Annotated in this window: 11 protein-coding genes; 2 read left to right on the top strand and 9 right to left on the bottom strand. The window is 73.1% G+C overall.

The window, feature by feature from the left end:
- Positions 1-29 precede the first annotated feature (29 nt).
- Complete coding sequence (locus ACN27G_RS15790) at positions 30-545, bottom strand: DUF421 domain-containing protein (RefSeq protein WP_421493567.1); 516 nt, start codon at positions 543-545, stop codon at positions 30-32.
- Between the two features lie 613 nt (positions 546-1,158).
- Between ACN27G_RS15790 and ACN27G_RS15785 the strand changes: the two genes are divergently transcribed.
- A complete protein-coding gene (locus ACN27G_RS15785) occupies positions 1,159-1,851 on the top strand; it encodes a YeeE/YedE thiosulfate transporter family protein (protein WP_421493566.1) in 693 nt (230 codons plus the stop codon).
- Positions 1,851-2,267, top strand: coding sequence for a YeeE/YedE thiosulfate transporter family protein (locus ACN27G_RS15780; RefSeq protein WP_421493565.1), 417 nt, complete (start codon positions 1,851-1,853; stop codon positions 2,265-2,267). Before ACN27G_RS15785 ends, ACN27G_RS15780 begins: the two co-directional genes overlap by 1 nt.
- Positions 2,268-2,353: 86 nt before the next feature.
- Here the strand turns inward: ACN27G_RS15780 and ACN27G_RS15775 are convergent, their stop codons facing one another.
- The 8 genes from ACN27G_RS15775 to ACN27G_RS15740 all read right to left on the bottom strand — a co-directional run bounded on the left by ACN27G_RS15775 (position 2,354) and on the right by ACN27G_RS15740 (position 18,113).
- Positions 2,354-2,812: a hypothetical protein gene (locus ACN27G_RS15775; protein ID WP_421493564.1), complete on the bottom strand. Its 459-nt coding sequence runs from the start codon at positions 2,810-2,812 to the stop codon at positions 2,354-2,356.
- Between the two features lie 17 nt (positions 2,813-2,829).
- Positions 2,830-3,939 carry an alpha-hydroxy acid oxidase gene (locus ACN27G_RS15770; protein ID WP_421497335.1) on the bottom strand — a complete coding sequence of 370 codons (1,110 nt, stop codon included), beginning with the start codon at positions 3,937-3,939 and terminating at the stop codon, positions 2,830-2,832.
- A complete protein-coding gene (locus tag ACN27G_RS15765; protein WP_421493563.1) occupies positions 3,908-5,242 on the bottom strand; it encodes a PLP-dependent aminotransferase family protein in 1,335 nt (444 codons plus the stop codon). The genes ACN27G_RS15770 and ACN27G_RS15765 overlap by 32 nt, the downstream gene beginning before the upstream one ends.
- A gap of 13 nt (positions 5,243-5,255) precedes the next feature.
- Entirely contained in the window at positions 5,256-6,335 is a 1,080-nt protein-coding gene (gene hppD / locus ACN27G_RS15760) for a 4-hydroxyphenylpyruvate dioxygenase (protein WP_421493562.1), read from the bottom strand.
- A gap of 65 nt (positions 6,336-6,400) precedes the next feature.
- Complete coding sequence (locus tag ACN27G_RS15755) at positions 6,401-7,669, bottom strand: Zn-dependent hydrolase (RefSeq protein WP_421493561.1); 1,269 nt, start codon at positions 7,667-7,669, stop codon at positions 6,401-6,403.
- Complete coding sequence (locus ACN27G_RS15750; protein ID WP_421493560.1) at positions 7,666-10,791, bottom strand: non-ribosomal peptide synthetase; 3,126 nt, start codon at positions 10,789-10,791, stop codon at positions 7,666-7,668. The genes ACN27G_RS15755 and ACN27G_RS15750 overlap by 4 nt, the downstream gene beginning before the upstream one ends.
- Before the next feature lie 2 nt (positions 10,792-10,793).
- Entirely contained in the window at positions 10,794-10,991 is a 198-nt protein-coding gene (locus ACN27G_RS15745) for an MbtH family protein (RefSeq protein ID WP_421493559.1), read from the bottom strand.
- Between the two features lie 33 nt (positions 10,992-11,024).
- Positions 11,025-18,113 (bottom strand): amino acid adenylation domain-containing protein, encoded by a 7,089-nt coding sequence (locus ACN27G_RS15740; RefSeq protein ID WP_421493558.1) that lies wholly within the window; start codon positions 18,111-18,113, stop codon positions 11,025-11,027.
- Positions 18,114-18,334 lie beyond the last annotated feature (221 nt).

Below are 18,334 nucleotides of genomic sequence, written 5' to 3'. Positions count from 1 at the left end.
GCGGAGCGAACGGCGGACGTCGAGGCGCCTCACCGCCCCTCGTCGCGTACGTCGACCAGGCAACTGCCGTCACCGATCCGGCTCCGGGTGATGACGCTCAGATTTCCGTCGGTCTCCAGGACCACCGCAGCAAGATCGTTCAGGTCACCGGCGCCGTGGCTGCGCGCCGCCTGCCGGATCTCGCTCTCGGTCACCCGGGCCGCGCGCATGGTGTCGGGTCGTGGTCGCCCGTCGCGGAGCAGTACGGTCGGTCGGGCCTTGAGCAGCCGCTGCGACGGTGGCCAGCGCACGGCGAGCAGGGCGACCGCGTACTGCAACGCCACCAGGAGGGCCAGCGCGACAATGCCCTCGACCACGGAGACGTCCCGCGAGAGCAGGATCGTCGCCAGGGTCGAACCGAGCGCCACCGTGACGACGAAGTCGAAGGCGTTGAGCTTGGACAGTGTCCGTTTTCCGGAGACCCGCAGAATCGCCACCAGCGCCGGATAGACGAGCAGGGCGATGGCGAGCAGGCGCAGCAGGTCGGCAGGGGTGTTCGGCAACATGCCCGGGACGTACCCCGACGGCGGCGCCGTACGCCGTCGCGCCGAGGTGAACAGGTCTTTCCGGTTTAGGACAAACCATCGAATGTCATCGCACTGTGAATGCTCTATGCTGCCCGCTGGATCTGAAAGCAGGGACCGCGCTCGACCGCTGGGTCCGCCGGGGGCGGAGCCGGTCAGACTGGAGCGATATGGGCTGCCCACACGCGGAACGTTGCCCGCTGTTTCCGCTACTCAACGCCAGTTTACGCAGCTGGCGGGAGTACTACTGTGACACCGGGGAGGGCTGGCGGGACTGTGCCCGATACCAGTTGTCGCTGACCGGCGCCGTCGTGCCCATCATCCTGTTGCCGAACGGCGCCACCGCCCAGCATCTGAAGACCAAGGGGGCGGGGCGGGCCGGAGCGGCCCGATTCCCGCAGCCGGGTCGGCCGGGTGATGCCCGACAGACGGCAGGCGCGGCACCCGCCTCCTTCGAGCAGACCTCGGCACCGGCCGCGCGGCCGGCGCACCCGCTGTTTCCGCACACCGTGCAGACACCCGGGAGCAACGCGGTGTCGCCGCAACCGCGGCGGCGCTGGTGGACCCGCCTCACTGATTGGATCTCAGGCTCCGTATGAGCGATTACTGGCCCTGGTGGGCAGGCGCACTCGGCCTTGCCCTCGTCACCATCAACTACACCGTCAGCACCGATCGGTCCTTCGGCGTCTCGTCGGCCTGGGAACGCGTGCTGCACTGGCGGAGCGAGCGCCGGGTCGAACGGATGGAAGCCCAGTTCACCGACGATCGGGCCCTCGCCGAGGCGCTCGTAGCGGCCACCGCCGAGCACTTCGGGAGCCGTACCGGCGGACCCGCCGCGTCGGCCACGGCGGTCGCCGACGGCACGGTTGCCGACGCCACCGTCGCCGGGGCGCAGCCAGCCACCCCGGTCGGCGAACCGGCCACGAGTACGCCGGCATCGACCGCGAGCGCGAGCCCACGCCCGGCACCCCTGGTCACCCAGGCTGCCCTGCTGCTCTCGATCTTTCTGGGTGGACTGCTGGCGGCGGTCACCGCCGGGCGGTTCGACCTCCGTCTGGACATGGGCGACGGCTTCCGCGACATTGTCACCGACAGTCCACTCCAGATGGTCGGTGTCCTCTTCGCCGGTGGCATCCTCGTCGGTTTCGGTACCCGTCTCGCCGGAGGATGCTCCTCCGGTCACGGACTCAACGGATGCGGGCGGCTGCATCCGGACAGCCTGGTCGCGACGGCCGTCTTCTTCGGTGCCGCCGTCGTGGTCTCGTTACTGCTGTGGAAGGTGATCTGATGCGTACCCGGGGCGGACTTCTTCTCGCCAACATCATCGCCGGGCTCGCTCTCGGCTACACCGTGACGAACATCGGTTTCGGCGACTACGCCGAACTGAACCGGATGTTCACCTTCCAGGATCCGCGCATGCTGTTCGCCTTCGGCGGTGGCGTCGCGCTCATCGCCGTGGTGTTCGTCCTGTTCCGGGTCCGCCGCACACCGGGCCGGATCCACGCGGGCGTGGTACCGGGCGCGCTGCTCTTCGGCAGCGGGTGGGCACTCTCCGGCGGGTGCCCGGCGATCCCGATCATCCAGGTCGCGAGCGGATACCTGCCGGCCCTGGTCACGATCGGGGGCATCGTCTTCGGTGTCCAACTGCACCGCTGGGTCAATGCCAGGTACCTCCACCTCGACACCGGATCGTGCAACCGCTGACGACGGGGGGGCCGCGTCCACCCGGGAATCACCGGAGCGGACAGGACGACGGTCCGGCCGCTGCGCGGCGGGGACGGGAGTGCCGATCAGACACGCATGCCGGTCAGCGAGGGTCGGTGCGGCACCTGCCGTCCCTCGCACCGAGCCGGGCCCGTGCGGCGGCCGGCCACGCGACGTCGTCGATCGCGAGCCACGGCCCCGCCGACCTCGGCCGGGGCGCCGAAGACCGCGGCAGCCGTCACCGGTTCCCGCCGGATCTGCAGGCACTCGCCGGTTCCCTGGCCGGTCGCCCGGAACTCGCCGGGGTGGAGCCCGACGACGACGCTGCCGTACTCGCGCCGGCCCCCGACGTCGTAGCCGAGGGCATTTCCCCGACTCAGGTCGATGAGCAGGGTGACGTCCGGGTGCGCGACCATGGCGAGGTCCACGACCGCCGGGACACGCTGGCAGAACCCGGCCATGCTGATCCCCGGCGGTGGACGGATCGCGCGCGGGACCGCGATCTCCACCGACGCCCAGTCGATCGATGTCCCGGTGGGCAGCACACGACGAACAGTAGACGCTACGGACCACCGGCCGGCGGCATCGTACGCAGCTCGCGTGCCTGCGCGACCCCGGCGCATCCGGCCAGGCCGAGGGCGTCGCGGAACTCCCGCTTCAACAGCTCGAGCGTGTGCCGGACCCCCGCCTCGCCCGCCACACCGAGACCCCAGAGCACCGGACGTCCGACGAGCACCGCGTCGGCACCCAGCGCGAGGGCCTTCAGCACGTCCACGCCGGACCGCACGCCGCTGTCGAACAGCACGGTGCATCGCCGCCCCACCGACGCGCGCACCTCGGCCAGGCACTCGGCGCTCGCCGCGGCACCGTCCAGTTGCCGGCCGCCATGGTTCGACACCACGATGCCGTCGGCGCCGCAGTCGGCGGCGCGTCGCGCGTCGTCCGCGGAGAGGATCCCCTTGAGGACGATCGGCAGGCTCGTCCGGGCGCGGAGGGTCTCGATGTCCCGCCATGTCAGCGCCGCACTCACCAGGTCGGCGGTGTGCGCCGCCACGGCCGACCCGGAGGACGACGTCGCGGCGCCGGACCGGTCGGCGCCGGACAGGTTCGCCGCGACGACCTCCGGCCCCACGGCGAACCTGTTGCGCATGTCGCGCAGCCTGCGGCCCATCCACGGCACGTCGACGGTGACGACGAGCGCGTCGCAGCCGGCCGCCTCGGCGCGGTTCACCAACTCGTCGCGGGTCCGCTCGTCGCGCAGCCAGTAGAGCTGGAACCAGAGCGTCGCCCCGTGCTCGGCTATCGCCTCGATCGACCGGCTGCTGAGCGTACTGACGCAGAGCGGTACCCCGCAGTCGCGTGCCGCGCGCGCCGTGGCGAGTTCGCCGTCCGGGTGCACCAGCCGGTGGTAGGCGATCGGCGCGATGGCGATCGGTGCCGATGTCGCTCGCCCGAACAGCGTGCTCGAGATGTCGCAGGCCGACACGTCGCGCAGCGCGCGCGGCACGATCCGGACGGCGTCCAGCGCCGCGCGGTTGGCCGCGATCGTGAGCTCCTGCCCCGCTCCTCCGGCGACGAAGTCCCAGACGTGCGGCGGCAGCCGCCGACGGGCGAGCTCGGCGACCTGGGGCACGCTCCACTCAGGTAGCAACGGAGCGCCCTCCGCCCAGATGCGCCGTGCGGCGCTCGACGAACGCGGCCAGGCGCCGGACCCCGTCGGTGATGCCGCGCGGCTCCAGGGTGCTGCAGGAGAGGCGCAGCTGCCGCGCGCCCCCGCCGAACCGGTAGAAGTCCCGCATCGGTGTCCACAGCACGCCGAACTCGCGAGCCGACTCGTCCAGCGCCTCCGCGTCGGCCTCGAAGGGGACGCTGAGTACGACGAAGAAGCCTCCCTCGGGAGCGGTCCAGGTGACGCCGGTGGAGCCACCGGCGGGGAACGACGCCGCGAGGGCGTCCAACAGGACGCGGCGGTTGCGCCGGTACACCTCGATCTCGCGGGCGTTGCCCGCGACGAGGCTGCAGCCGTGCTCCAGAAGCCTGCCCCCGGCGATCGCCTGGACGATCGGCGAAGTGTTCACCGTGACCATGCTCTTGACCTTGGCCAGCTCGTCGGCGAACAGGGTACGGGCGCCTCCCGGCTGGACGATCTCCTGGTCGGCGACGGCGTAGCCGATCCGGGCGCCGGGCAGGCAGCTCTTGGAGAGCGAGCCGAGGTGCACCACCGTCCGGTCACGATCGAGGGCCTTGAGCGTGGGAAGTGCACCGTCGGAGTCGCCGAACAGGCGGTAGGGGTTGTCCTCCAGGACCAGCACGCCGCTGGCCGACGCGACCTCCAGCAGGCCGTGCCGGGCCCGGAGCGGCAGCACCTTGCCCGACGGGTTCGCGAAGTCGGAGACGACGTAGAGGGCCCGTGGGCGTCTGCCGGCCGCCCGGGCAGCGCCGATCTGGCCTTCGAGGTGCTCGAGGTCGATGCCGTCCGGACCGTCGCGGACCGGCATCACCGGCAGGCCGGCAAGCGCCGCCGAACCGGCGAGCCCGACGTAGGTCGGCTCGACGGCGAGCACGACGTCGTCGGGGCCGGACCGCAGGGCAAGGAGCACCAGCAGCATCGCCTCCTGACATCCGACCGTCACGACGATCGACTCCGGGTCGACGTGCATCCCCTCGTCGACGGCGAGGTGCCGCGCGATCAGGTCGTGGATGATTCCCTTGGTGCGCCCGTACTGGAACATCTGCCGGGCGAGCTGGTCCGAGGTCAGTCCCTTGTGCTCGATCGAGTGGCGGACGAAGAGCTGGAAGTAGCGGTCGAGCGCCGGCAGCTCGAAGAAGCCGTCGTACGGCCGGCCGGGCGCGAAGGAGATGGCCCCGGGGTGACGGTCGGCGATCTCGTTGAGAAAGGTCATGGACCGCATGGTGGGGTCGCTCAGTGCCGGATGGAGCCCGGCGAGGTCGAGGTCGGCCGACGCGAGCCGCATGGTGGCGTGTTCCTCATTCCTCGTCGTCGAGCCGGATCCGTTCCTGCTCGACGGCCTCGTACAGCGCTCTGATGTTTCCGCTGCCGAAGGTCTGCGCCCCGTGACGCTCGATCACCTCGAAGAACAGGGTACGGCGCGGGTGCTGCGAGCGCGTGAAGATCTGGAAGAGCTGCCCCGCGTGGTCCCTGTCGACGAGGATGCCCAGGTGACGGAGGGCGTCCACGTCGTACCCGACGACGTCCATCCGCCGGGAGAGCAGGTCGTAGTACGCCCCCGGGCTGGAGAGGAACTCGACCCCGCGGTCCCGGAGGCCGCCGACCGAGCGCAGCACGTTCGACGAGCTGAACGCGACGTGCTGGACGCCGGCCCCGCCGTGCTGGTTGACGAAGTCGTTGATCTGCCCCGGTTTGTGGTTGGTGTCGGGCTCGAGAATCGTCAGCGTGATCTCCTTCGACGGCGACTGCACCACCTTGGAGTTCATCGCCTGCTCGCCGACGACGACGTGTTCCTCGAAGATCTCGCGGAAGCCGAACGCGGTCTCGTAGTAGGTGACACAGGCGTCGAGCTGCCCGGCCTCGGCGCAGACGGCGAAATGGTCGACCCGGAGCAGACCCAGCTCGTCGCCGGTCGGGGCCGGGGCGACGGGGACCAGTCCCGGCGGGCACCAGTCGTCGGCGCCGGACCGCTCCACGATGGTGTGGTGGGTGTCGCCGAAGCCCTGGACCCGCGCGACCGGCACGCCGCCGGCCGCGGGCCCGGGCACCATCCGGGCTCCCCGGGCGAGAGCGTCCGCGAGGCACGCCGCCGCGTCGCTGGTACGCAGGGCGATGTTGGCCACGCCGTCCCCGTGCCGCCGTAGGTACGTCGCGGCGGGGTGGGAGTCGTGCAGGGGCTGGGTGAGCACGATCAGGATCTCGCCGTGCCGGAGCGCGATCGACACGCTCGACGCGGCCCGATCCTCCGGGCTCCGCGCGGCGACGCGGAACGCCCACTGGTCGACGAGGGCCTCGGCGTACTTCTCGGCGTCGGCGACGTAGAGCTCGACGTGGTCGAGCCCGACGGCGGCGACCGACGTGTCGGGTTGGGACGGCATACAGTTTCCTCCGATGGGTTGCCGCGGGTCTCCTCGCCACGGCGGCTGACAACGCTTCGGCGGCTTCAGAGCCGGAGGGCCGTGTGGAGCAGGACCTCGGCCCCGGCGATCAGATCGGCGTCCGCCGTGTCCTCCTCGGGGACGTGGCTCACGCCGCCGACGCTGGGGACGAAGATCATGCCGAACGGGGCGATGGACGAGATGATCTGGGCATCGTGACCGGCGCCGCTCGGCATGGTCCGGTGGGCGTGTCCGAGTTCGGCCGCGCTTTCGGCGATGGCCGCCATGAGCCCGGCGTCCGCGTGCGCCGGTCCGGATCTCGTGCCGACCGAGACCTCGGCCTCGGCGCCCCGTTCGGCGGCGATCGACGCCACCAGGTCGCGCGCGGCCTGCTCGGCCCCGGCCAGTCGGGCCGGGTCGCCGTCCCGGAGGTCGATGGTGAGCGTCACGTCCCGGGCGATGGTGTTCGGCGAGTTGGGGCGCACGTCGAGCCGGCCGACGGTGGAGACCCGGCACAGCCGCTGCTCGCGTGACAGGGACTCGATCGCGAGCACCATCCGGCACGCGGCGGCCAGCGGGTCGCATCGCAGATCCATCGGGGTGGTGCCGGCATGCCCCGCGCCGCCGCGGACGACGGCGATCAGCAGCGTGCGGCCGGTGATGTCGCTCACCACTCCGATCCGCTCGCCGCCGGCCTCGAGCACCGGACCCTGCTCGACATGCAGTTCGAGGTACGCCGCCACCGAACCCGGCGGCCACGCCGCCGTGGCGAGCCGGTCGAGGTCGCCGCCGGCCCGCGCGAGCGGCCCGCGCAGCGGGGCGCCGTCGTGGTCGCACGGTTCCGCGGGCAGTTCGTCGAGGTGGCCGGCGAGCGCCCTGGACCCCCAGAACGGCTGTGGGAACCGGGCACCCTCCTCGTTGGCGAAGACCACCGCCACCGGCTCGTACGACAGCTCGACACCGTGCTCGACGACCGTCTGCAGGATCTCGAGCGCCACCAGGACGCCGTACGCCCCGTCCAGCCGGCCACCGTTGACCACGGTGTCCAGGTGGGAACCGACCAGCAGCGCGGGCAGGTCCGGCCGGGCCAGGCCGGGCGGGCGGCGTACCAGGATGTTGCCGGCGGCGTCGACGGACCCGGCGAGCCCCGCCGCGGCGGCCTCGCGCAGGAACTCCGCCCTGGCCCGGAGGTCGTCGTCGCCGAACGCGACCCGGTCGAGGCCGCCGGTGGCGTTGCGGCCGATGGCGGCGAACCGCTCGATCCGATCGAGTAGCCGCGCTCCGTCGATCGCCATCTTCTCCCGAGGCGGGTGCGCGATCGAACCCGTCGTCATGACCCGCTCCCCGTGGTGTGCTCCGGCCGCCCCGCACCCGCGGCCAGATCGGCGAGGGTCGCTCCCCGCATGAGATCGGCCAGCTGTATCTCGACGCCCTGCTCGCGCAGCCAGAGGACCACCTGGGTGCCGAGCAGCGAGTTTCCGCCCAGGGCGGGGAAGACGTCGGTGCGGGCGACGTCGTCGAGATAGAGAAACCGTCGCCAGGCCGTGGCGACCGTCGTCTCCGGGCCCGCCGGCGGTCGCTCGTCGGCCGCCGTCGTCGGCCCGGCCGGCTTCGGCAGCGCCCTGCGGTCGACCTTGCCGTTGGCGTTCAACGGAACCGTGTCGATCGCCAGCAACGTGCTGGGCACCAGATGGGCCGGCAGCCGTTCGGCCAGGTAGCCGAGGAGGTCCTTTTCCGAGACCGGTGTGTCGGGCACGTAGTAGCCGACCAGCCGGGCCTGGTCGCTCGTGTCGCCGACGACCGCGGCGACGGCCCGACCGACCGCCGGGTGCCCGACGAGTACCGACTCGATCTCGCCGAGCTCGACCCGGTATCCGTTCACCTTGAACTGGTCGTCGCGGCGGCCCTGGAATTCCAGTGCGCCCTCGGGCAGCCAGCGACCGAGGTCACCGGTCCGGTACATCCGCGCACCGGGCCTGGCGCCGAACGGGTCGGGCATGAACCGGTCGGCGGTGAGCCGGGGCCGGCCGGCGTAGCCCCGCACGACGCAGTCGCCGCCGATGTAGAGCTCACCGGTCACGCCGAGCGGCACCGGGTTCAGTGCGTGGTCCAGGACGTACATCGTCGTGTTCGGGATCGCCCGGCCGATCGGCACCTGGTCGGCGGTCACCGGTCTGTCGACGAAGTACACGGTGTTGCCCACCGAGGCCTCGGTCGGGCCGTACTCGTTCAACACGACGCTGGCCGGGTCCTTGGCCCGCCAGGAGTTCAGGACGCGGGTGGGGAACGCGTCCGCGCCGACCGCCAGCGTCGTCGCCAGCCGGCGGGCCCGCTCGGGTGCGAGCAACTGGTCGAGCAGGGCCAGGTGGCCGGGGGTGAGCTTGATGAACGTGAAGGGCGCCAGCTCGTCGAGCCGGTCGGCGAGCGCCACCGGGTCGAGCGAGTCCTCCAGCATGCAGAGCCGCTCGCCGACGAGCAGCGGTGTGTAGAGGTTGGGCACGATCATGTCGAAGGCGATGGACGAGAAGACCGGCGCGCCGCCGGAGCCCGTCGCCGTGTAGCCCTCCACGCACCAGCCGAGGTAGTTGACCACGCCGAAGTGCGGCACCAGCACGCCCTTGGGCCTGCCGGTGGACCCCGACGTGTAGATGACGTACATGAGGTTCTCCGGCGCACTGGTCCGGCCGAGGTCACCGTCCGGCAGGGCCTGCGCGGCCGCGGCCGCGGCGGCGGAGTCGAGCACCGTCCACGGCCCGTCCGGTATCCGCGCGACGAGCGCGGGCTGGACGACGACCAGCCCCGCCCCGGAGTCTTCCAGCAGGTAGCGCAGCCGCTCGGCCGGATACTGCGGTTCGAGGGGGACGTACGCGGCACCCGCCTTGAGGATCGCCAGCAGGATGACCACCATCTCGACGCTGCGCTCGGCCATCACGGCCAGCACCTTCTCCGGCGCCGCGCCCTCCGCGACAAGGTGCCGCGCCAGCCGGTTCGCCCGCCGGTTCAGCTCCGCGTAGCTCAGCCCTACGACGCCGTCGGTGACCGCGAGCGCGTCCGGTGTCCGGTGCGCCTGCTCCGCGATCAGCTCGTGTACGCAGCGGTCCACCGGGTAGCGCCGGGCCGGGCCGTTCCAGTCGACGAGCATCCGCCGGTAGGCGTCGGCGCCGACCGGGCAGAGGTTGTCGTGCCAGGCGTCGGCTTCGGTGATCGCGTCGAGCACCGCCAGATAGGCGTCACGCACCGCCGTGGCCTGCTCGTCGGTGATCCGCGCGCTGTGGTAGTCCAGCCGCAGCGCCAGCCCCGACCCGTGGGGATCGTGCCGGAAGGCGGTGCCCAGCGCGTGGTGGGTCGGCGCGGCCCGGAACGCGGCCCGCTCACCGGAGGGCACGTATGCGAAGGTGGTGTCGAACAGCGCGCCCGCGTCGAGCGCCCACTGGATGCTCGCGAGCGGGTAGCCCGCGTGCGCCCGGGCGTCCCGCTCCGCCTCGTCGACCCGCCGGACCAGGTCGCGCCAGCTGCCACCGGCGAGGTCGAGCCGCAGCGGCGGCACATTGACGAAGATCCCGGCCGCGTCGGGCACGCCGGCCGGGCGGCCGCAGGCCACGATGCCGGTGACCACGTCGTGGCGCCCGCCGACCGCGCCGACCACCTTCAGGTGCGCGGCGAGCAGGATGGTCCGCACCGGCGTACCGAGGTGGTCGGCCAGCGCGGCCAGCCGATCGGCCAGACCGGCCGGGATCGGATGCTCGATCGTGCCCGGCACGCCCGCCCGGCCGGTCCCGGGCCAGCGCGGCAGGCCCACCGGCTCGTGACCGGCCAGCCGCTCGACCCAGTGGTCCCGCTCGGCCGGGTCGGCGGCGATCTGCCGTTCCACGGCCACGAACTCGCGGAACGCGGCCGGCGCCGGCGGGTCGGCCGGCGCGTCCGGGTCCGCCAGCAGGCGCCGGTAGCGGCCGACGATCTCGGCCCGCACCGCCTCCCGGCTCGCGTCGTCGAGGATCGCGTGGTCGGTGATTGTCAGGTAGAACATCCGATCGGTGCGCCGGTGCGCGCCCAGGCGCAGCAACGGTGGCCGGGCGAGGTCGAACGGCCGGGTCAGCTCCGCACGCCAGAACGCGTGCAGGGTCCGCTCGGCCTCCTCGTCGGCCATCCCGCGGATGTCCACGACGAGGAGCGGCAGCACGGCGTCGTGGTGCACCAGCTGGACCGGCTCGTCGTGGGAGGTGAAGTCGAACGACGTACGCAGCACGGGATGCCGGGCCGAGACGTCGTTCACGGCGCGTCGGAGCAGCTCGAGGTCGACGGGGAGGTCGACGCCCCAGCCGTGCACGTTGTGGTAGGGGAGCGCACCCGGGTCCAGAAGCGCGTGGTGCACCATCCCGGCCTGCGCGACCGACAGCGGATAGGCGTCCGCCACCCCGGCGGGCAGGGGCAACTCGTCGCTCAGGAGATCAGCCACGGTCAGGCCCCGTCCGTGGCGCGCAGCCGGACGGTCCGCGGGCGCATGTCCCGCCAGACGGACTCGATGTGGTCGAGGCACTCGTCCCGGGTCCCGCGGGTGCCCTCGTCACGCCAACCCGCCGGGTTGGCGCGCTGGGCAGGCCAGACGGAGTACTGCTCCTCCTCGTTGAGGACGACCTTGAAGGGCAGTTCGTTCATGGTGTCTTCTCCGGGTGTGTCCGGTGCGGATGGTCAGACCGTGCGCCCGTCGGGCCTCGGTGGCACGACGCCGTCGCCGGACCCGACTCGCGCGAACTCCGCGAGGGTCTGCGTCACGAGGGCGGCGAGCCGGTCGATGCTCTCCCGGCGGTGCAGGTCGGCGCTGTAACGCCAGTTGAGTTCGAGCTCGCCGCCGGTGATGCCGGCGTTGATCACGAGCCGGTGCATCCGCGCCAGGTCCGGCTGTGCCCCACCGTTACCCGGCGAGCGCCACAGGTCGTCGGCCGGCGGGCCGAGTAGCGCGGACTCGTCGAAGATCTGGTCGAGCTCGCCCCAGTTGCTCAGCAGGATGTCCGGTCCGTCGAGGGGGCCGAGGAGCTCGCCGATCGCGGGGAAGCCGTCGAGGTGGCGGAGCAGGCCGTAGCCGAGCCCACCACGCGGCATGGCCCGGACCTGCTCGGCGACCGACGCGAGCAGGGCGTCGGGGCCGGCGCCCTGCGGCAGCTCCAGCAGTCGTGGCGCGGTCACCGAGAAGCGGCCGATGGCCCGGGACAGGTCGAGGTCGCCGCCGAGTTCGCGGCCCCGGGCGACCATGTCGACCAGGATGGCGTCCTGTCCCGCCCACTCGCCGTAACCGCGGAGCACGGCCGCGAGGAGCGCGTCGTTGAGCGACAACCCGTACCGGCGCGGCATCATCCGGCGTAGTGCCGCCGTGTCGGTCGCGCCGAGCCGGACGGTGACGGTCTGCTCCGCCGGCATCCGGTTGCCGCCGTCGGGGAAGTCGAGCGGCATCCGGGGTACGGGCCGCATGGCGAGCCTGGTCCAGTAGGCGATGTCGGCGTCCAACTCGCGGGAACGGGCGAGCGCGGCCAGGTTGCGCGCCCACGCCCCGAAGGACGCGGTGGCCGGCGTCAACGCCGGTTCGGTCCCCGCGGCGAGCGCGGTGTAGGCGGCCTGCAGGTCGTCGAGGAGCACACCCCAGGAACTGTTGTCCATCAGCTGGTGGTGGACGATCGCGACGAACCGGTCCGGCCGTCCCCGCCCGAAGCGTACGAGCGCGAACTGGAGCAGCGGCCCGTTGCCGTAGTCGAGCTTGCGGTGCAACGTCCGGTCCAGGCGCGTGAACGCGGCGTCCTGGGCGGCCGGGTCGAGGGCGGAGAGGTCGACGCTGGTGAACGGCGCCGGGTCGAACGGCTCCCGTACGGCGATCCGGTAGGTCCCGCCGTCGCGCGGAAAGCTGATCCGCAACGCCTCGTGGTGCGCGACCAGGCGCCGCACGGCCTGTTCCATGAGCGCCGGGTCGAGGGGAGTGGCGGGCTCGAACATGAACACGTGGGTGTAGAGGTGGTGATCCTCGAAGTTCCGCCGCAGGAAGGCGTGGTGCGTCGGCAGCAGCGGGATCTCCGCATCCTCGCCGGCCCGCGCGGTCTCCGGTGCCGCCGCCCCGGCCCTCCCGGCGACCAGGCTGCTGAGGCCGGCGATGGTGGGGTTGGCGATGAACTGGGCCGGCGTGATGGAGATGCCCGCGTTGCGCGCCCGGTCGACGACGCGGATGACGTGCAGCGAGTCGCCGCCGAGCTCGTAGAAGTCGTCGGTGGGGTGCACGTCCTGCCGGTGCAGGACCTCCTGCCAGATGGCGGTCAGCGTCTCCGCGACCCTGGCCCGGGTCGCGGCACCGGACGGCCGGACCGCCTTCCCGGCAGCCTCCGCCGCCGGCCGCGGGCGCGACCCGGCGAGCAGCGCCCCGCGGTCGACCTTGCCGTTGGGCAGCCTCGGCAGCGCGTCGACCGGCTGCAGCGTCGGCACCATGTAGCCGGGGAGCCGCTCCCGCAGCGCCGCCCGCAGGCTCGTCGCCGTCGCGGTGCCGCGCAGCACCGTGTACGCGACGAGCCGCCGGTCGTCGGCGCTCTCCTCGACGCAGAGCACCTCGCACTCGCCGACGCCGTCGAGCGCCGACAGCACCGAGGCGACATCCTGCGGCTCGACCCGGTGGCCCCGCACCTTCACCTGGTCGCCCACGCGCCCGAGAAACTCCACCTTCCCGCTCGGCAGGAACCGTCCCCGGTCACCGGTGCGGTACAGCCTCCCGCCGGGCGGGCCGAACGGGTCGGGGACGAAGCGCTCCGCGGTCCGGGCAGGGTCGCCGAGATAGCCGCGGGCGAGGCCGGTACCGCCGACGAGGAGCTCACCGGGATGGCCGGGTGGCACCGGCCGCAGGTCGTCGTCGACGACGTACACCCGCGCGCCGGGGATCGGCCGGCCGAGCGGCACGACCGCGCCGCGACCCTCCCGTTCGGCCCCGACCGGGGCGGTCGCGACGATGCCGGTGGTCTCGGTCTGGCCGTACATGTTCACCCACCGCGGCGACTCGCCCGGCGCCCGCCGGACCGTCTCCGCCAGGTCGGTGCGGAGCGGCTCGCTCGCGGTCAGCAGGACACGCGGCCGCCAGTCGCCGCGCGCCATCGCCGGCTCGACGGCCCGCAGGTGGGACGGCACCAGGTCCAGGACGTCGACGTCGTGCGCGGCCGCGTGGCCGAGCAGCCGGTCGGCGGCGGCGAGATGCTCCCGTTCGGCGATGACGACCCGACCGCCGAGCGCGAGCGGGACCGCGAGCTGCCGCACCGATGACGAGAACGCGAACGAGGCGGTGTGCAGGAAGGCCGGCCCGGCGGGTAGCTCGAGGGCGGTGGGCAGCGCCGAGAGATAGCCGGCGAGCCCCCGGTGTGTCACGACGACGCCCTTGGGCGTGCCGGAGGTGCCGGAAGTGTAGACCACGTACGCCGGATGGTCCGGTGCCACGGCGACCATCACGTCCGCACCCGGCCCCCCGGCGACGTCCTCCAGCGGGAGCGCGCCGGCCGGGGCGGACCCGGCGCGGGTCCGCGAGGTGAGTACGAGAGCCGGCCGCGCGTCGCGGACGATCGCCGCGACGTGCTCGTCCGGATATCCGGGGTCGAGCGTCAGGTAGGCGCCGCCGGCCTCGAGCACGGCGAGGATCGCGACGACGAGGTCGACGCCCCGGTCGAGGTGGACGCCGACCAGCGCCTCCGGTGCGACGCCCCGGGCCGCGAGCACGCGTGCCAGCCCACCGGCCCGCCGCCGCAGCTCCCCGTACGAGAGCGTCACCTCGCCACAGGTCACCGCGGGCGCGTCCGGCCGTCGGGCCGCCTGCTCGTGGAACCGCCGCACGAACGTCAGCTCGTCCGCCCCGGCGGCCGGCTCGGGGCCACGGCTGAGCGCGTCGAGCCGCCGACGGTCGGCGGGGGAGAGCAGGTCGACGCCGAACACGCGCCCGGCCGGGTCGTGCACGAGCCGTTCGAGGAGCACCTCGTACCGGGTCATCAGGGCCGCGACGGTCGCCTCGTCGAAGAGATCGGTGCTGTACTCGACGACGCCCTCCAGGCCGGCCCCGGTCTCCCAGACGTCCACGACCAGGTCGAAGCGCGCGGTCCGCTGCTCCCGGTGGAGCATCTCCAGCCGCAGCCCCGACCCGGGATCCGGATCGTCACGAGGCTGGCTCTGTAATGCGAAGCGCACCTGGAACAGCGGTGAGTGGCTCAGGCTCCGCTCGGGCGCGACGGCGTCGACGACCAGGTCGAACGGGACGTCCTGGTGGGCGTACGCGTCCTGCGCGGTCGTCCGGACCCGCCGGAGCACCTCGGCGAAGTCGGGGTCGCCGGAGAGGTCCACCCGCAGCGCGAGGGTGTTGGCGAAGCACCCGACGAGTCCCTCGAGCTCCGTCGCCGTGCGGTTGGCGACGGGGGTGCCGACGGTGACGTCCCGCTGCCCGCTGCTCCGCGCCAGGAGCACGTCGAACCCGGCCAGCAGCACCATGAACAGCGACACGCCCTCGCGCCGGCCCAGCTCGCCGATTGCCCGGGACAGCTCCGGCGACCAGGTCATCCGGTGGCGCGCGCCCCGGTAGGTCTGCACCGCGGGGCGCGGCCGGTCGGTCGGAAGGTGCAGTGTCGGCACATCCGCGAGCTGCGTGCGCCAGTAGTCGAGCTGCGTCTCCAGCTCCGCGCCGGTGAGCCAGGAGCGCTGCCAGTGGGTGTAGTCGACGTAGGTGACCGGCAGGGGCGTGAGCGGGGACGGCTCGCCCGCGGCGAAGGCGCGGTAGAGCGTCATCAGCTCGTCCAGGAGGACCGAGACCGACCAGCCGTCCGACACGACGTGGTGCAGCGTCAGGGCGAACACGTGCGCGTCCGGGCCGAGCCGCGCCAGGACGCCGCGCGCGAGCGGCCCGGCCGCGAGGTCGAACTGCTGCCGGGCCTCTTCGTCGAGGATCCCGTCGAGCCGGGCGTGCGGATCCGGCTCGGCGCGCAGGTCCAGCTCGGTGTAGGGGGCGCCCGACGCGGACATGATCTCCTGCACCGGGTCGCCGTCGGGCGCCGGGAAGCGGGTCCGCAGCCCCTCGTGCCGCTCCCAGAGCGCGGCGAATGCCGCCCGGAAGGCGTCGCGGTCCAGTGCACCGTCGAGCCGGAAGGCGATCGGCACGTTGTAGAACGAACTCTCCCCGGCCAGCCGGTGGAGGAAGTAGAGGCGTCCCTGTGCGTACGACAGCGGTGCCGGTCCCGGCCGCGTGGCGGCCCCGATCGCCGGCCGTGCCGGCCGGCCCTCCAGACCGTCGATGGCCGCCGCCAGGTCGGCGAGCGTGTCGGCCCGGAGGAACACCCGCAACGGCAGGTCGATCCCGAGCGCGTCGCGCAGCCGCGCCACCGCGCGGGTCGCCAGCAGGGAGTGGCCGCCCAGCGTGCCGAAGCTCGCGTCCCGGCTCACCGAGGGCACGCCGAGCACCTCCGCCCAGACCGCGGCGATGCGCTCTTCGAGGGGCGTCGCGGGTGCCGTGAAGCCGGCGACCGGGGTCCTGTCGGCGGGGCCGGCGGCGCGCTCCGGTCGTGGCGGGTGTTCGATCCCGTTGTCGGCCCGCAGCCGGACGATCTCGCCGGTGCGGTACAGGCGGCCGCCCGGAGTCGTGGCGAACGGATCGGGCACGAACCGCTCGGCGGTGAGCGCCGGCCGGTCGTGGTAGCCACCTGCGGCACCGACGTGGAGCTCGCCGACCATGCCGGGGCCGACGGGCGTGAGCGTCGGGTCGAGCACCAGGCGTGACGTGCCGGCGAGCCGGCCCGGTGGCACGAGAGCCGTGAGCAGGTCTCCGGTGCCGATGACCTCCGCGACGTGGCGCGCGAGTTCTCCGTGGGTGCTGACGAGCGCCCCGGATCCCGGCACGTGCCGCAGGTGTGCCGGGTGTGCCGGAAGCGGCCGTGCCGGCGGTCCGACCACGCCGTCGCCGACGTGGTCGACCGGCACCACGCGGACGTCCGTGCGGAGCGACCCGGCGTGCGCACGGTCGGTGACCACGACCCGTACGTCGGCGTCGGCGAGAGCCTCCGCGCGCCGTGCCTCGGGATCGGCGACGTCGATCCAGAGGTACGCCGCGCCCGCGCGGAGCGTCGCGAGCGCGGCGACCGCCAGCCTCGTGTCCCGCTCCAGCAGCAGACCCACCCTGGTGCCCGGCCCGGCGCCCTCGGCGCGCAACGCGCACGCGAGCCGGTCCGCCGAGCGGAGCTGCCCGGCGAGTTCCGGTGTCTCCCGCGCCTGCCGCTCGATCAGCTCGGTGGCGGACGGTCCGGTGCCGGCGGGTCCGGTGCCGGCGACCGCGCGGTTGGCGGCGGCGACCAGCTCGCGCATGTCGGCGTCGGAGACCAGGCGGGCGTGCGGGACCGGCATGTCGGGCGCGGCGGCAAGGGTGTCCAGCAGCGACCCGAAGTGCGCCACCAGCCGGGCGACGGTCGCCTCCTCGAACAGGTCGGTGGCGTACTCGACGGTGCCGTGCAGCCTGTCGTCGGCGCCGGGCCACAGCTCGAGCGTGAGGTCGTACTTGGCCGCACCGGTGTGCACCGCGACCGGGCGGATGCGCACGCCGCCGACCTCGGTGTCGAAGGCCGGGTCGTCGACCATCGCGAAGCTCACCTGCGCCACCGGCGCATGACCGAGGCTGCGGACCGGGTCGACGGCCTCGACGACGCGTTCGAACGGCACGCCGCTGCGCGCGAGACCGTGCTGCACCACCTCGCGGGTCCGGTCGACCAGCTCCTCGAACGTCGGGTCGCCGGAGGTGTCGACGCGCAGCGCGATCGAGTTGGTGAAGAAGCCGACCACCTTTTCCAGCTCGACGCGCGGCCGGTTGGCGACCGGCGTCGCCACGCACACCTCGTCGTCGGCCGAATAGCGCGACAGCAGTCCCGCGAACCCGGCGAGCAGCACCACGTACGGTGTGGTCCGCCGGCTCTGTGCGAGCTGCTGGACGGGCTTCCAGACCTCGAACGGCAGCGTGAACCGGTGGCAGGCGCCGCGGAAGCTCTGCGTCGCCGGCCGTGGGTGGTCCAGCGGAAGCTCGATGACGGGCGGGGCACCGCGCAGGTTGCCGCGCCAGTACTCGAGATCCTCGGCGAGGGCCGCGGCCCGGGACGGGCGCGCCTCCCACCCGGCGTAGTCGGCGTACTGCACCGGTGGTGTGGCCAGCCCGGCCCCGGCGCCCGTCGCGCCGGCCCGGTAGAGGGCGAGCAGGTCGCCGACGACGATGCCGACGGAGAGCCCGTCGCAGACGCTGTGGTGCAGGGTCACCAGGAGGACGTGGTCGGCGTCGGCGAGGCGGATCAGCCTGGTGCGCACCAGCGGCCCGTGTTCCAGGGAGAACGGCCGGGCCGCCTCCGCCGCCAGCACGGTCTCGAGCTCGGCGCCCGGATCGAGCGGCACCGGTGTGGGGTCGACCTCCAGCTCGGGCAGGATCCGCTGGACGGGATCGGTGGCGCCGGTGGCGAAGACGGTGCGCAGCGACTCGTGCCGGGCGAAGAGCGTCCGCAGGGCGTCGGTGAGGACGTCGAGCCGCAGCGGCCCGGTGAGGCGCAGCGCCACCGGCACGTTGAACATCGCGCTGCCCGGGCTGAGCTGGTCCATGAACCAGAGGCGCCGCTGCGCCGAGGAGAGCGGAATCTCCGCGCTTCTCGGCACCGGGACGATCTCGTCGTCCGGCCGGGTACGGCGGCGGGCGAGGCGCCTCTCGAAGAGTGCCCGTTTCGCCGGCGACATGGCGTCGAGCCGGGCGTCCGGGCCCACCCCGGGAGAGGGCGATGGCGAAGCGGGCGATGGAGCTGTGGGTTCCGCCTCCGGCCCGGCGGTCATCTGGCGCTTTCCCTCGTCGTGCCCGGGACGTCGGGCGACGAGGAGGGTCGGGCGGAAGCGGTCGGGACGGCACGCACGCTGCCGCCGGACCCATCGAACGAAATCATCGCGTCGTACACCCCGTGACTACTAGCGATCTTCGTGGATCAACGGGA

Origin of the sequence: Plantactinospora sp. WMMB334 (assembly GCF_049179095.1) — a bacterium.
GTDB lineage: Bacteria > Actinomycetota > Actinomycetes > Mycobacteriales > Micromonosporaceae > Plantactinospora.
The sequence above is the reverse complement of the archived record's forward strand: the minus strand, read 5'-3'. Positions and strand labels throughout refer to the sequence as shown.